15 protein-coding genes and 1 riboswitch are annotated in these 15,073 nt (G+C 60.9%); of the genes, 6 read left to right on the forward strand and 9 right to left on the reverse strand.

The window, feature by feature from the left end; all coding sequences use genetic code 11:
* Nucleotides 1-43: 43 nt before the first annotated feature.
* The 5 genes from C6382_RS09600 to tkt form a co-directional block, all read right to left on the reverse strand.
* Complete coding sequence (locus tag C6382_RS09600; protein ID WP_107024262.1) at nt 44-373, reverse strand: MliC family protein; 330 nt, start codon at nt 371-373, stop codon at nt 44-46.
* A gap of 51 nt (nt 374-424) precedes the next feature.
* Nucleotides 425-676 (reverse strand): hypothetical protein, encoded by a 252-nt coding sequence (locus tag C6382_RS09605; protein ID WP_107024263.1) that lies wholly within the window; start codon nt 674-676, stop codon nt 425-427.
* Complete coding sequence (locus C6382_RS09610) at nt 676-1,839, reverse strand: phosphoglycerate kinase (protein WP_107024264.1); 1,164 nt, start codon at nt 1,837-1,839, stop codon at nt 676-678. Before C6382_RS09610 ends, C6382_RS09605 begins: the two co-directional genes overlap by 1 nt.
* Before the next feature lie 12 nt (nt 1,840-1,851).
* A complete protein-coding gene (gene epd / locus C6382_RS09615) occupies nt 1,852-2,919 on the reverse strand; it encodes an erythrose-4-phosphate dehydrogenase (RefSeq protein WP_107024265.1) in 1,068 nt (355 codons plus the stop codon).
* 111 nt (nt 2,920-3,030) lie between these two features.
* Complete coding sequence (gene tkt / locus C6382_RS09620) at nt 3,031-5,028, reverse strand: transketolase (protein WP_107024266.1); 1,998 nt, start codon at nt 5,026-5,028, stop codon at nt 3,031-3,033.
* Nucleotides 5,029-5,287: 259 nt separating this feature from the next.
* On the opposite strand from tkt, the gene C6382_RS09625 reads away from it, so the two are divergent.
* The 4 genes from C6382_RS09625 to C6382_RS09640 all read left to right on the forward strand — a co-directional run bounded on the left by C6382_RS09625 (nt 5,288) and on the right by C6382_RS09640 (nt 9,833).
* A complete protein-coding gene (locus C6382_RS09625) occupies nt 5,288-6,283 on the forward strand; it encodes a metalloregulator ArsR/SmtB family transcription factor (protein WP_107024267.1) in 996 nt (331 codons plus the stop codon).
* 19 nt (nt 6,284-6,302) lie between these two features.
* On the forward strand, nt 6,303-7,493 hold the full coding sequence (metK, locus tag C6382_RS09630; RefSeq protein WP_107024268.1) for a methionine adenosyltransferase: 1,191 nt from the start codon (nt 6,303-6,305) through the stop codon (nt 7,491-7,493).
* Nucleotides 7,494-7,653: 160 nt separating this feature from the next.
* The gene (gene ligB, locus C6382_RS09635; protein WP_107024269.1) at nt 7,654-9,339 is read left to right on the forward strand and encodes an NAD-dependent DNA ligase LigB; all 1,686 of its coding nucleotides are present in this window, start codon (nt 7,654-7,656) and stop codon (nt 9,337-9,339) included.
* A 107-nt stretch (nt 9,340-9,446) separates the two neighbouring features.
* Entirely contained in the window at nt 9,447-9,833 is a 387-nt protein-coding gene (locus tag C6382_RS09640; RefSeq protein ID WP_107024270.1) for a DUF1090 domain-containing protein, read from the forward strand.
* Between the two features lie 62 nt (nt 9,834-9,895).
* Here C6382_RS09640 and C6382_RS09645 read toward each other — a convergent pair whose 3' ends face one another.
* The gene (locus C6382_RS09645) at nt 9,896-10,345 is read right to left on the reverse strand and encodes a cytochrome c (protein WP_107024271.1); all 450 of its coding nucleotides are present in this window, start codon (nt 10,343-10,345) and stop codon (nt 9,896-9,898) included.
* 129 nt (nt 10,346-10,474) lie between these two features.
* Here C6382_RS09645 and C6382_RS09650 point away from each other — a divergent pair, with 129 nt between their 5' ends.
* On the forward strand, nt 10,475-11,626 hold the full coding sequence (locus C6382_RS09650; RefSeq protein ID WP_107024272.1) for a murein transglycosylase A: 1,152 nt from the start codon (nt 10,475-10,477) through the stop codon (nt 11,624-11,626).
* 6 nt (nt 11,627-11,632) lie between these two features.
* On the opposite strand, the gene C6382_RS09655 is transcribed toward C6382_RS09650, so the two are convergent.
* Both C6382_RS09655 and C6382_RS09660 read right to left on the reverse strand, forming a co-directional pair.
* Nucleotides 11,633-12,019, reverse strand: coding sequence for an MAPEG family protein (locus C6382_RS09655; RefSeq protein ID WP_107024273.1), 387 nt, complete (start codon nt 12,017-12,019; stop codon nt 11,633-11,635).
* 25 nt (nt 12,020-12,044) lie between these two features.
* Nucleotides 12,045-12,878, reverse strand: coding sequence for a DMT family transporter (locus C6382_RS09660; protein ID WP_107024274.1), 834 nt, complete (start codon nt 12,876-12,878; stop codon nt 12,045-12,047).
* 223 nt (nt 12,879-13,101) lie between these two features.
* Between C6382_RS09660 and C6382_RS09665 the strand changes: the two genes are divergently transcribed.
* On the forward strand, nt 13,102-14,337 hold the full coding sequence (locus C6382_RS09665; protein WP_107024275.1) for a sodium:proton antiporter: 1,236 nt from the start codon (nt 13,102-13,104) through the stop codon (nt 14,335-14,337).
* A 38-nt stretch (nt 14,338-14,375) separates the two neighbouring features.
* On the opposite strand, the gene C6382_RS09670 is transcribed toward C6382_RS09665, so the two are convergent.
* Nucleotides 14,376-14,777, reverse strand: a complete 402-nt coding sequence (locus C6382_RS09670) for an acyl-CoA thioesterase (RefSeq protein ID WP_038615346.1) — start codon at nt 14,775-14,777, stop codon at nt 14,376-14,378.
* A 182-nt stretch (nt 14,778-14,959) separates the two neighbouring features.
* A riboswitch (S-adenosyl-L-homocysteine riboswitch) is annotated at nt 14,960-15,064 on the forward strand.
* Nucleotides 15,065-15,073 lie beyond the last annotated feature (9 nt).

Genomic DNA, 15,073 nt, shown 5'->3' on the forward strand with positions numbered 1-15,073 from the left:
TGCTATTCAAGTAGTGTGGGCCGCCATCACGCGGCCCGGCCAGTCACGGCGCCTTGCAGCCCCGCCCTATCAAATCGTTGGTGGCGACCCAGTACACCAGGCCTTCGTCACCCTTGCTGTGAAACGCCAACACACCATCGCTGTACAAGGTACCCGAGGCGCCTGGTTCGGCCTCGAGCCGATACACCTGGTCACCGCCACCCAGACGTACATCGACGCTTTGCCGATTGCTGTCGGCAAAACGCCAAAGCACTTCGGACTGGCTGTCACAGACCCAACGGGTCCAGTTGTCCGACGGCGCCGGTGAAGAAGACGAGAAGCTTGCGCATCCGCTCAGTACCGCCAGGGCCATCAGGGCCACGACACCTTTCATCCAATATCCTCTAGCAGACCACAAACTGGCCGGTAGGTTGCCATCAACCGATCAAGGGCAACCCTGAGCCCGGCGCTGGTGTTCGTCGTCGTATTTTTCCAGGCCATCCGGGCCCAACCGCTTGTTGATCACCGGGACGGTTTCAGCCTGCCATTCGGACTGATAGCAACCACCTTTCGGTGCGCCAGGATTATCAGCCCCAGGCTCCGGAGTGCTGGAGCAGGCGCCCAGCATCCCGACCAGGATAAACACAGGCAATCGCTTGACCATCAGGTCGCTCCCTTTGCCAGGCGCTGAGAGGATCAGGCCTTGGCCCGTTGTTCCAGGACTTCCACCGCGGGCAGAACCTTACCCTCGACGAACTCCAGAAATGCACCGCCACCGGTAGAAATGTAGGAGATTTGCTCGGCCACGCCATATTTGTCGATGGCAGCCAGAGTGTCGCCGCCACCGGCGATCGAGAAGGCAGCGCTATCGGCGATGGCCTGGGCCAGCACTTTGGTGCCGTTACCGAACTGATCAAACTCGAACACACCAACCGGGCCGTTCCAAAGGATGGTCTGCGACGACTTCAGCAGCTCGGCGAAATTGGCCGCGGTTTGTGGGCCGATGTCGAGGATCATGTCGTCTTCGGCAACGTCAGCCACCAGCTTGACGGTAGCTGCGGCGCTTTCGGCAAATTCCTTGGCAACCACAACGTCGACTGGCAGCGGCACGTTGACCTTGGCGGCGATGGCCTTGGCGGTGTCGATCAGGTCTGGTTCATACAGCGATTTGCCGACCGGGTGACCGGCAGCCGCCAGGAAGGTGTTGGCGATGCCACCGCCGACGATCAACAGGTCGCAGATCTGGCTCAGACTGTTCAGCACGTCGAGCTTGGTCGACACCTTGGAGCCGGCAACGATGGCTGCCATCGGCTTGGCCGGGGCTTTCAGGGCCTTGCCCAGGGCGTCCAGTTCGGCAGCCAGCAGTGGGCCTGCGGCAGCGACCTTGGCGAACTTGGCGACGCCGTGAGTCGAGCCTTCGGCACGGTGCGCGGTGCCGAACGCGTCCATCACGAACACGTCGCACAGAGCTGCATACTTCTGCGCCAGCTCGTCAGCGTTCTTCTTCTCGCCTTTGTTGAAGCGTACGTTCTCGAACAGCACGATATCGCCAGCCTTGACGTCAACACCGCCCAGGTAGTCCGCAACCAGCGGTACTTCGCGGCCCAGGGCCTTGCTCAGGTAGTCGGCAACCGGCTTGAGGCTGTTCTCGGCCGAGAACTCGCCTTCGGTCGGGCGCCCCAGGTGCGAGCAGACCATCACGGCCGCGCCTTTTTCCAGCGCCAGCTTGATGGTCGGCAGCGAAGCGAGGATACGCGCATCACTGGTAACCACACCGTCCTTCACAGGCACGTTGAGGTCTTCGCGGATCAGTACGCGCTTACCTTGCAGATCGAGGTCGGTCATCTTCAACACGGTCATGAGTGCAGTCCTTCAGGGCTGTTTACAAGTGGAGCGAGTTTGATTGACGACGTGCAGAAAATGATCGGCAACGTCGAGCATACGGTTGGCAAACCCCCATTCGTTGTCGAACCAGGCCAACAGGTTGACCAGCCGGGGGCCGGAAACGCGGGTCTGACTGGCATCGACAATCGCCGAATGGGGGTCATGGTTGAAATCACAACTGGCGTGCGGCAGTTCAGTGTAGGCCAGCAAGCCCTTGAGCGGTCCGCTCAGGGCCGCCTCACGCAACACCTGATTGACCTCGGCCGCGCTGGTGTCGCAGGAGGTCTGCAAGGTGATGTCCAGGCACGACACGTTGACGGTCGGCACGCGTACGGCTTTGGCCTGAATTCGCCCGGCAAGTTCCGGGAGCAGGCGCTCGATACCGCGGGCCAGCCCGGTGGACACCGGAATCACCGACTGGAACGCCGAGCGGGTACGGCGCAGGTCTTCATGGTGATAGGCATCGATAACCGGCTGATCGTTCATGGCAGAGTGGATCGTGGTGATCGACACGTACTCAAGGCCAAAGGCCTGGTCCAGCACGCGCAGCAGCGGCACACCGCAGTTGGTGGTGCAGGAGGCGTTGGAGACCAGGCGCTCGCTGCCATCCAGGCAACCTTGGTTGATGCCGTAGACAATCGTCGCATCGACGTCAACTTCACTGGCCATCGGCTGCGAGAACAGCACCCGCGGTGCACCGGCGTCGAGGAAACGCTGGGCGTCGGCTCGGGTGTTGTAGGCACCGGAACACTCCAGTACCAGGTCGACGTCAAGTGCCGCCCAGTCGATACCTTCCGGGGTGGCGCTGCGCAAGACTTTTACGCAGTCGCCATTGATATGCAGACAGTCGCCATCGACCTTCACCTCACCGGGGAAACGCCCGTGGGTGGAGTCGAAGCGTGTCAGGTATTCGATACTGGCCTGATCGGCCAGGTCGTTCAGTGCGACGATCTCGAAGCCCGCCTTCGCTCCCCGTTCAAAGAGTGCGCGCAAGACGCAACGACCGATACGGCCGTAGCCGTTGAGTGCAACTTTGTAAGGACGCGGTTGGGGCATGGGATGCTCACGGAACAGAAGCGTTATCTGCAAATCGCGGGGCAAGCCCGCTCCCACATCAGATACCTGTGGGAGCGGGCTTGCCCCGCGATCAATCCAGCACAGCCAGGATCAGTCTTCCAGCAGTTCTTCAGCAGTACCCAGGATGTTCTCCAAGGTGAAGCCGAACTCTTCGAACAAAGCAGCCGCCGGGGCCGACTCGCCGTAGGTGGTCATGCCGATCACACGACCTTCGAGGCCGACGTACTTGTACCAGAAGTCGGCATGCGCCGCTTCGATCGCGATACGCGCACCGACCTGTACTGGCAGCACCGACTGCTTGTAGGCAGCATCTTGAGCATCGAACACGCTGGTGCACGGCATCGAAACGACGCGGGCCTTGCGGCCTTGCTCGGTCAGCTTGTCGAAGGCCTGAACAGCCAGGCCCACTTCGGAACCGGTGGCGATCAGAATCAGCTCAGGCTCGCCTGCGCAGTCTTTCAACACATAGCCACCACGGCTGATGTCGGCGATCTGGCCAGCATCACGGGTTTGGTGCTGCAGATTTTGACGCGAGAAGATCAGCGCCGATGGGCCGTCCTTACGCTCCAGCGCATGCTTCCAGGACACCGCCGACTCGACCGCGTCGGCTGGGCGCCAGGTATCGAGGTTCGGCGTGCTGCGCAGGCTGGTCAGTTGTTCGATCGGCTGGTGCGTCGGGCCGTCTTCGCCCAGACCGATGGAGTCGTGGGTGTAGACGTGGATCACACGCTGCTTCATCAGCGCCGACATGCGCACAGCGTTGCGGGCGTATTCCATGAACATCAGGAAGGTTGCGCCGTAAGGCACCAGGCCGCCGTGCAAGGCAACGCCGTTCATGATCGCGGTCATGCCGAACTCGCGCACGCCGTAGTACATGTAGTTGCCGCTGGCATCTTCAGCGCTGACGCCCTTGCAACCTTTCCACAGGGTCAGGTTGGAACCGGCCAGGTCCGCCGAGCCGCCGAGGAATTCTGGCAGCAGCGGGCCGAAGGCATTCAGGGTGTTCTGGCTGGCTTTACGGCTGGCGATGGTTTCGCCTTTGGCCGCGACTTCAGCGATGTAGGCAGTGGCCTTCTCGGAGAAGTCTGCTGGCAGCTCGCCGCTCAGACGGCGCTTCAGCTCGCTGGCCAGCTCAGGGAAGGCGGCGGCGTAGGCGGCGAAACGCTTGTCCCACTCGGCCTCAACGGCCTTGCCGGCTTCTTTGGCGTCCCACTCGGCGTAGATGTTAGCCGGGATTTCGAACGGACCGTGGTTCCAGTTCAGTTCCTTGCGGGCCAGGGCGATTTCGTCGTTGCCCAACGGAGCACCGTGGCAATCTTCCTTGCCCTGCTTGTTCGGCGAACCGAAACCAATAATGGTCTTGCAGCAGATCAGGGTCGGTTGCTCGCTCTTGCGCGCGGTGTCGATGGCGGTCTTGATCTCTTCAGGATCATGACCGTCGACATTGCGGATCACCTGCCAACCGTAGGCTTCGAAACGCTTCGGCGTGTCATCGGTGAACCAGCCTTCGACTTCGCCGTCGATGGAGATGCCATTGTCATCATAGAAGGCGATCAGCTTGCCCAGGCCCAGAGTACCGGCCAGGGAAGCGACTTCGTGGGAAATGCCTTCCATCATGCAACCGTCACCCAGGAACACATAGGTGTGGTGGTCGACGATGTTATGGCCTGGGCGGTTGAACTGGGCACCCATGACCTTTTCGGCAATGGCGAAACCAACGGCGTTGGCCAGGCCCTGGCCAAGCGGGCCGGTAGTGGTCTCGACGCCTGGGGTATAACCGAACTCCGGGTGGCCCGGGGTGCGGCTGTGCAGCTGACGGAAGGCCTTGAGGTCATCGATGGTGACGTCATAGCCGGTCAGATGCAGCAGCGAATAGATCAGCATCGAGCCGTGACCGTTGGACAGCACGAAGCGGTCACGGTCAGCAAAGTTCGGGTTGCTCGGGCTGTGCTTCAGATAGTCGCGCCAAAGAACCTCGGCGATATCCGCCATGCCCATAGGGGCACCTGGATGGCCGCTGTTGGCCTTTTGCACGGCATCCATGCTGAGGGCACGAATGGCGTTGGCACGCTCACGACGGCTGGGCATCGCTTATCTCCTGGGGCTTGAATTAATTATGAAACGAAAAAAGGCGGCCATTTTCGCCCAGGCATGTGCCCGGGGGCAATGACGGATGGTCGATGCAGCATGATTTTCCTGTGTTTGTGAGAAGAATCAGGCGTTAACCCGGGCAAACAGCAGGAACCGTCGTACGACCTGCGACGAATTGCCCCGCTTATCGCGCAATATCAAAACTTTTTGATATTGCTCTTGCAGCCTAGGGGTGCCCTGTCTAGACTGCCGTCCCATGAATCTACCTGCGCCGTCAATCCGCCCCGAGCAAAGCGACGAGCTGGCCGCCCTGTGCAAAGCCAGCGGCGACCCGCTGCGCCTGAACGTTTTACGGGCTCTGGCCAACGACTCGTTCGGCGTGCTGGAACTGGCGCAGATCTTCGCTATCGGCCAGTCGGGCATGAGCCACCACCTCAAGGTGCTGGCCCAGGCCGGGTTGGTAGCAACCCGGCGCGAAGGCAATGCGATTTTCTATCGTCGCGCCCTCCCCGATGGCCTGCGCCTGGGCGGCAGGCTGCATGCAGCGCTGCTCGAAGAGGTCGACGGCCTTAGCCTGGCGGATGAAGTGCAGGAGCGTATCGGCCAGGTCCAGCAACGCCGGGCCGCTACCAGCCAGGACTTCTTCCTGCGTGTCGAAGAGAAGTTCCGTGCCCAGCAGGACCTGATCGCCGGGCTGCCCCAGTACCGCGAAAGCCTTCTGGCCCTGCTCGACAAACTCAGCTTCGGCGCTGACGCCAGCGCCCTTGAAGTGGGCCCTGGCGATGGCGAGTTTCTTCCCGAACTGGCCCGGCGTTTCGTTCGGGTCACCGCACTGGACAACAGCCCGACCATGCTCGAGCTGGCGCGCCAGGTCTGTCAGCGCGAAGACCTGGCTAATGTGAATCTGCAGTTGGCCGATGCACTCAGTGCAACGGATGTGGAAGCCGACTGCGTAGTGCTGAACATGGTCCTGCATCATTTCAGCGCCCCGGCCGACGCCCTGCGGCAGCTGGCCAACCGTGTGAAAGCAGGCGGCAGCCTGCTGGTAACAGAGTTGTGCAGCCACGACCAGAGCTGGGCCAGAGAGGCCTGTGGCGATATCTGGCTGGGCTTTGAACAGGATGACCTGGCCCGTTGGGCCAGCGCTGCCGGACTGGCCCCCGGGGACAGCCTCTATGTGGGCTTACGTAATGGTTTCCAGATTCAGGTTCGCCACTTTCAGCGACCGGCTGGCGACACTCAACATCGGTAAATTTTAGGAACCCGTCGAGATGAGCGAATACTCCCTTTTCACCTCCGAGTCCGTGTCTGAAGGGCATCCGGACAAAATCGCCGACCAGATTTCGGACGCCGTGCTGGACGCCATCATCACCCAGGACAAATACGCACGCGTGGCCTGCGAAACCCTGGTGAAAACTGGCGTGGCGATCATCGCGGGTGAAGTCACCACCTCAGCCTGGGTCGACCTGGAAGAGATCGTCCGTAAAGTCATCGTCGACATTGGCTACAACAGCTCCGACGTCGGCTTCGACGGCGCCACCTGCGCGGTCATGAACATTATCGGCAAGCAATCGGTAGACATCGCCCAGGGCGTTGACCGCAGCAAGCCGGAGGACCAGGGCGCTGGCGACCAGGGCCTGATGTTCGGTTATGCCAGCAACGAAACCGACGTGCTGATGCCGGCGCCGATCTGCTTCTCGCATCGCCTGGTCGAACGTCAGGCCGAAGCACGCAAGTCCGGCCTGCTGCCGTGGCTGCGCCCGGATGCCAAGTCGCAGGTTACCTGCCGTTACGAAGGCGGCAAAGTCGTCGGTATCGACGCTGTGGTCCTGTCAACTCAACACAACCCTGAAGTCTCGCAGAAAGACCTGCAGGAAGCCGTCATGGAGCTGATCGTCAAGCACACCCTGCCTGCCGAACTGCTGCACAAAGACACCCAGTTCCACATCAACCCGACCGGCCAGTTCATCATCGGTGGCCCAGTCGGCGACTGCGGCCTGACCGGCCGCAAGATCATCGTCGACAGCTATGGCGGCATGGCCCGTCACGGCGGTGGCGCATTCTCCGGCAAAGACCCGTCCAAGGTTGACCGTTCCGCCGCTTACGCCGGTCGCTACGTGGCCAAGAACATCGTCGCCGCAGGCCTGGCCGAGCGTTGCGAGATCCAGGTTTCCTATGCCATCGGTGTAGCTCAGCCGACCTCCATCTCGCTGAACACCTTCGGCACCGGCAAGATCTCCGACGACAAGATCGTCCAGCTGGTACGTGAGTGCTTCGACCTGCGTCCGTACGCGATCACCACCATGCTCGACCTGCTGCACCCGATGTACCAGGAAACTGCCGCCTACGGTCACTTCGGCCGTATCCCGCAGCAGAAGACGGTCGGCGACGACACCTTCACCACCTTCACCTGGGAACGCACTGACCGCATCGACGCCTTGCGCGCTGCTGCCGGTCTGTAAGGGTGAGCTGCAAGCGTTAAGCTGCAAGCGACAAGAGAAGCCTCAGCCGAGTAATCGGCTGGGGCTTTTTTGTGACATATCAGCTGACAACCGACAACGATGCTCTAAGCACCTATTGCCTAGGCTGAGAGTTCCATATTGCCAAGCAAGGATGCTGGCCATGTTGCTCAAACTGCTCGTTTATCTTCTGTTTGCCCTGAACTTATCCACAAGCCAGGCCGAGGAATGCCCCGCCTGGCCTATCGACCGTGCTCGCAACGAGGCCGAACGGTTGCGTGAAACCTTGGCCAAATGGGATGAGCATTACCATCGCCTGGGCATCTCACTGGTGGCTGACGATATCTACGACCAGAGCCGCCAGCGCCTGAAACACCTCCAGGGCTGCTTCGACCAACAGCCCGTCGACAACCCGCTCGTCAGCGCCCGCGGCCCGATCACCCATCCTGTTGCGCACACTGGCGTCGACAAGCTGGCCGGCGATCAGGCAGTCGCTCAGTGGATACGTGGCAAACAGAACATCTGGATCCAGCCCAAGGTGGATGGTGTCGCTGTCACCCTGGTGTTTCGCCAGGGCCAGCTGCTGCAACTGCTCAGCCGTGGAGATGGCGTCCAGGGACATGACTGGAGCCGGCACATTCCTTTTCTCGACGGCATAACCCGGCAACTGCCCACGCCACTCGATCTCACCTTGCAAGGCGAACTGTACTGGCGCCTCGACGGCCATGTGCAGTCGGCTGCTGGAGGGCTGAACGCTCGCGGCACTGTGGCCGGGCTGATGGCGCGCAAGCAATTGAGCGCCGAGCAGGGGGCCGGCATCGGCCTGTTTGTCTGGGACTGGCCCGAAGGCCCGAACACCCAGGCCGAACGTCTGGCCAGACTGGCAGCGCTGGGCTTCACCGACAGCCAGCGCTATAGCGTCGCCATCGCCAGCCAGGCCGACGCCGCCCACTGGCGTCAGCACTGGTACCGCTCACCTCTGCCATTCGCCACCGACGGCGTAATCCTGCGTCAAGACAACCGCCCACCGGCCGAACGCTGGCGGGCCAACGCACCTTACTGGATCGCCGCCTGGAAACACCCTTTCGCCCAGGCACTGGCCGAAGTCCGCGAGGTGCACTTCCGGATCGGACGCACTGGCAAGGTCACGCCCGTGTTGCAGTTGATGCCGGTTATGCTCGATGACCGACGCATCACCCAGGTCAGTCTGGGCTCGCTGCCACGCTGGCAATCGCTGGACATCCGCCCGGGTGACCAAGTGGCGATCAGCCTGGCCGGGCTGACTATCCCGCGCCTGGAGCAGGTGGTGCATCGCGGCGTTGATCGCCAGCTGGTGGAGCCTCCGGCAATCGGGCAATTTCATGCCTTGAGCTGCTGGCAGGCCAGTCCCGGCTGCGAAGAACAGTTTATCGCCCGACTCGCCTGGCTAAGCGGCAAGCACGGGCTGGATATACCGCGGGTGGGCGTTGCGACCTGGCGCAACCTGGTACAGGCAGGCCTGGTCAACACCCTGGCCGACTGGCTGACAGTGACCGACGAACAACTGCGCCAGCTACCCGGTTTCAATGCAGCCAGTGCCGCGCGGCTAGTGCAAGGCTTCGACAGTGCTCGCACCCGCCCCTTCCGCCAGTGGCTTCAGGCCTTGGGACCACCGGCACCGCGCAATGCTGAACTGGGCGTTGATTGGCCCTCACTGGCCACCAGGACTGCCGATCAGTGGTCCCGCGTGACGGGTGTCGGAACCACACGCGCCGAACAATTACTGGCCTTCTTCGCCCATCCGCAGGTGCAAGCGCTGGCTGAGCAACTACGAGCTCAAGGCATCGAAGGATTCCACCTGCAAATGTAGGATTTTTCCTGCAGTGCAGCTGAAGGGCCCACCGAGGGTTCCTTAAATCGGGAAATCAGGGCAGGATTCCCCCCAACTTTTCTGCCATGTCCCGAATGGAGGCGCCCATGAAACTCTTTTCTTCGCTCGTACTGATGACTGCATTTGGTCTGGCTGCCAGCTCTTTGCAGGCGGCGCCAGAGGCAAACGACCTGACTGGCTGTGCTGCCAAGAAAGCCGACATCCAGCAACAGATTGATAAGTCCATCAATCCTTTCGAAAAGGCCGGCCTTGAGAAAGCCCTGAGTGAAGTCAACGAGCACTGCACGGACGCCGGCCTGAAAAAAGAGCGCGAACAGAAAGTACTCGACGCCCGTCACGAAGTGACACAGCGCACCAAAGACCTGGACAAGGCCATGAAGAAGGGCGACGCGGAGAAGATCAACAAGCGCAAAGACAAACTGGCTGAATCCAAGAAAGAACTGCAAGAAGCGCTGGATGCACTCGATAAATAAGTCGCCGCATTAATCGCGGGGCCAGCCCACTGCAGGAACGGGCTTGCCCTGCGATTGCGTCATCAATGGTTACGAAATTCGGTATGACAAGCCTTACAAGCGGCTTCAACCTTGTCAGTCGGCGTAGCCAGATCCGCTGCCTTCAGCGGCTGGGTGCGAGTAACAGCAACCAACTCACCGGTAGCCATTTCCAGTTGGCGAGCCAGGTCCTGGAAACGTGCCTGTTTCTCCCAGACCTCTGCACGAGCGCTGGTTTCATCGTCTTCGCGAACCTGCGGAAAATGCTTCCACGGCTCACGGGACAAGCTGTCGAGCTTGACCGCGCCGTCGGCGAACTTCTGCCCGTCAAAGGCCAGCCGCCCACGCAGCATGCCGCCCAGGTCTTCACTGGTCTTGAGCATCTGTTTGAAAATCGTCTTGCGCTGGCCCAGTGGCGAGTTGGGATCGACACCACCGCAGGCGGTCAGAGTCAGGCAGGCCAGCACTACAACAGAAAGTCGCTTGAGCATCATGGTAACTTCGGCTCACGGAAAAAAGGCGGCCAGTATCCTCGCCTCATCGCCAAAGACCAATACCCTTAATAAAACTACGGTTTGCCTGGGCAGCTGAACCCCAGTCAAACCGCCAAGGAAACCCTGTTCATGAAATTTTCCCTGCGCCATCTGGGATGGTCGCTCTCGGTACTGGCGCTGCTCGCCGGTTGCAACGGTGGCGGCCCGGAAAAGCCCAAGCCTCACGCGCTCGCCACCTATGTCAGCAGCACCTGGAAAGACCTGCCCCAGGTCAGCGACAGCGATCTGCTGGCCGGCTTCGAAGCCTGGCGCAGCGCCTGTGAGCGCCTCAAGCGCGACGCCATCTGGGCCAATACCTGCGCGGCGGCGGCCAATGTGCCGAGCGACAGCGCACAGGTACGCAGCTTTCTCCAAGGTCAGCTGGACGTCTACAGCATGCGCTCGGGCGAAAACAGCGCCAACGGCCTGATCACTGGTTACTACGAGCCGGTCTACCCCGGCAGCCTGACCCAGACCGACAGCGCGCACGTCCCCGTCTATGGTGTGCCCGATGACATGATCGTGGTGGCCCTGGACAGCGTTTACCCGGAACTCAAGGGCAAACGTCTACGCGGTCGCCTGGAAGGGCGCACCCTTAAGCCCTACGACACTGCGCAAGTGATCAACCAACAAGGTGTACCCGCCCCTGTGCTAGCCTGGCTGACCGACCCTATGGACCTGCAGTTCCTGCAGATCCAGGGCTCCGGGCGGATCCAGCTTGACAACGGTCGCCAGTTGCGCGTTGGTTACGCCGACCAGAACGGCCACCCCTATCGTCCTGTGGGGCGATGGCTGGTCGAACAGGGTCAGCTGAAAAAAGAAGAGGTCACCATGGGCAGCATTCATGCCTGGGCCCAGGCCAACCCGACGCGGGTGCCTGAACTATTGGCGAGCAACCCCAGCTATGTGTTCTTCAGCACCCGGCCGGACAGCAATGAAGGCCCGCGCGGCTCGCTCAATGTGCCACTGACTGCGGGCTACAGCGTTGCCATTGACCGCAAGGTGATCCCACTGGGCAGCCTGCTATGGCTATCGACTACCCGTCCCGACGGTGCCCCTGTGGTACGCCCGGTTGCCGCCCAGGACACTGGTGGCGCGATCACTGGCGAAGTGCGAGCCGACCTGTTCTGGGGTACTGGTGCCGAAGCGGGCGAGCTCGCCGGCAACATGAAGCAGCAGGGACAGATCTGGCTGCTCTGGCCCAAGGGCGCGGCGTTGCCGGAGGTACCCAAAGTGCCTTGATCGGTCTTAGATCGAAACGAAAAAAAATGACACCACCAGGCCAAGGCCGACGAACCAGACCAGCGAACGCAGGGCGGCCCAGTCGGCCAGGTAGCAAATGATGTAGAGCAGACGGCTGGTGATGTACAGCACCGCCAGCACGTCCTGGGTCACTTGCTCGGCATTGCCGACGATGTCGGCGATGATCACCGCTGCGGCAAACGCCGGAAAGGCTTCGAAGCTGTTCAGCTGCGCAGCATGGGCACGACGCGGCAAACCCTCGAGCTTGTCGAGAAATGCCCGCGGATCGTGGTTCTGGCGCAGATTGAAACGTCCGCTGCTGAACTTGGCGATGCTGGTACACAGGATCGGCAGAATCAACGCAATCAATACACACCAGAAAGCAACGGTCATGGCTAAGTCCTTGTCGTTTGGAGCATCAAAGTTTCATGATCAACATGCCGATCAGCACCAGGGCACAAGCTAAGAGTCTGGGGCCGCCAAAAGGTTCTTTTAGGTAGCGCATACCGAACAGCACCACCAGTATCACGCTGACCTCACGCAACGCCGCAGCTTCAGCCACCGACCCCAGCTGCATGGCCCAGAGCACCAGGGCATAGCTGAGCAACACGCAGGAACCGACCGTCAAGCCGAGCCGCCACTGCACGCGCCAGAACAGCATGAAGGGCGCGCGCCGGGCGACACCGGCCAGCAACGGAAACGGCCAGGCACTGAGCAGCGTCAACCAGACAAGATAGTCCAAAGGCTGCGACCAGAGCCGGATCGCCTGGCCGTCGAACCAGGTGTAGCAACCGATACATAGCCCGATCAAGGCCACCACTGGCAGCATCGACCACGGCAGACGATCGCCGCCACCGCCCTGCCAGAGCAAGCAGGCCATGCCACAGGGGATCAACAGAATGCCGATGATTTGCTGGCTGGTTAATGTTTCACCAGCGAAGGTCAACGTCAGTGCCAACACGACCAAGGGTGAGAGACCGCGCATCAGCGGATAGACCAGCCCCAGATCACCCACCCGGTAGGCCTTGATCAACAGGACTCGGTAAAACTGCTCGAACAAAGCAGACGCCAGCAACCACGGCCAGACCTCAACGGGCGGGAGCTGCACGAAGGCAACCATCACCAGGGCAAACAGCAACGCCACCGCGTCCATGCTGGCGATGACCAGCAGACGCTCGCCGCTGAATTTGATCAGGGTGTTCCAGGTTGCGTGCAGCAATGCGGCAACCAGCACCAGAGAGGTGGCTAACACGCGAAGGTCCTTGGCAGTGCAGGTCGGGTCATCAATGGCCAGCCGCTATCTAAGCATTTCCCTCGGCGCCACGTCGCGCACAATCGAGCGCTGTGGAAACGAAATCCGTACAGCGCAGTCAACGCCTGCAGCCAAAAAACTGTGCCCTCAAGCCTTCGAAAGACCATCCAAGACCTGCCCGATGGGATCGGGTGCCAAATCCAAAGCCACTACAGGACCCCGAATGCTTGAGCTTGTTGCTGCGTTTATCTGTCTGACCACACTTCTCACCTATCTGAACTACCGCTTTATCGGCCTGCCGCCAACCATCGGCGTGATGGTCACGGCCTTGTTCTTCTCGCTGCTGCTGCAAGGCCTGAGTGTCATTGGCTATCCTGGATTGGAAGATCGCGTGCAAGGCTTGATGAGCCAGATCGACTTCAACGACTTGCTGATGCACTGGATGCTGTCGTTCCTACTGTTCGCTGGCGCCTTGCACGTCAACCTCGCCGACCTGCGCAGTTACCGCTGGCCGATCGGCCTGCTGGCCACCGTCGGCGTACTGATCGCTACTGTGCTCATCGGCTACCTGGCCCACTGGATCTTTGCCCTGTTCGGCTGGCACGTCAGCCTGCTCTACTGCTTGCTGTTCGGCGCCTTGATTTCGCCAACCGACCCCATTGCCGTACTCGGCGCCCTGCGTACCGCCAACGCCTCGAAACCACTGAAAACCACGATTGTCGGTGAGTCGCTGTTCAATGACGGTACCGCCGTGGTGGTCTTCACCGTGTTACTGGGCATTGCTCAATTGGGTGAATCCCCAAGCGTCGCCGACACCGCCATCCTGTTCGCCCGCGAAGCTATCGGTGGGGCGCTGTTTGGCGGCCTGATCGGCTACGTGACTTACCGCATGATCAAAAGCATCGAGCAATACCAGGTCGAGGTCATGCTCACCCTGGCGCTGGTCATCGGCGGCTCGGCCATGGCCTACGAGCTGCATGTTTCGGCACCGATCGCGATGGTGGTGGCGGGTCTGATCATCGGCAACCTGGGACGCAACCTGGCGATGAACGAGATGACCCGCCGTTACCTGGACGGCTTCTGGGAGCTGATCGATGACATGCTCAATGCGTTGCTGTTCGCCCTGATCGGCCTGGAGCTGTTGCTGCTGCCGTTCTCGTGGATGCACCTGACTGCGGCCGCGGTGCTGGCAATGGCGATCCTGCTGTCGCGTCTGCTGACTGTGGCGCCGGCCATCGTCATGCTGCGTCGCTGGCGCACAGTGCCGCGCGGCACCGTGCGGGTGCTGACCTGGGGTGGCTTGCGCGGTGGTGTGTCAGTAGCCCTGGCCCTGTCGCTGCCGGCAGGCAGCGAACGTGACCTGTTGCTGAGCATCACCTACATCGTGGTGCTGTCATCGATTCTGTTGCAGGGGTTGACGATCGGGCGGGTGGTGCGCGGAGTTACCGAGCAGCCTTGAGGCCTTATCGCGATCCGACTTGCCCCTCGATGTGTTTACTACTCCACCGCGCTGTCCGGGAACTGGTCCTGAACGTACTTGATTTCAGTCCGCCCGTGGGCTGCCGGCAAGCCGTCCTCACCAAGGTTGACGAAGACCATGCGATCAACGGTCAGGATGCTCTTGCGGGTAATCTTGTTGCGCACTTCGCACTTGAGGGTGATGGAGGTGCGGCCGAACTCCGTGGCGGTGATGCCCAGCTCGATGATGTCGCCCTGGCGCGAAGCGCTGACAAAGTTGATCTCCGAGATGTACTTGGTCACCACACGCTGGTTGCCCAACTGGACGATCGCATAGATCGCCGCCTCTTCATCGATCCAGCGCAGCAGGCTGCCGCCGAACAGCGTGCCATTGGGGTTGAGGTCTTCGGGCTTGACCCATTTGCGGGTGTGAAAATTCATATTTACTCCTGACCGTCTTGCCAATCGATGACGGTAATCATGGCAGAGCCTGTCGCCCTGCTCCATTTAACATCGACTATGGTCTCGATTAATCGACAGAAAGCCTTGGGCAGATGCGCAGGCGCGGCTATAATCGCCATCGCTTTAAAACGGTCATCTTCACTTGATACCGTTCCCGCCACCTGTCCGAGGGGCGCTGCAGCAGGTTCAACCTGTCAGGCTCGGATAGGGCGTTGTCTGGCCAGGCTTGCCTGCCGACACTAAACGCACAACGGCGCCCATTCGCACACTACGAA

Origin of the sequence: Pseudomonas sp. BBP2017 (assembly GCF_003024385.1) — a bacterium.
Lineage (GTDB): Bacteria > Pseudomonadota > Gammaproteobacteria > Pseudomonadales > Pseudomonadaceae > Aquipseudomonas.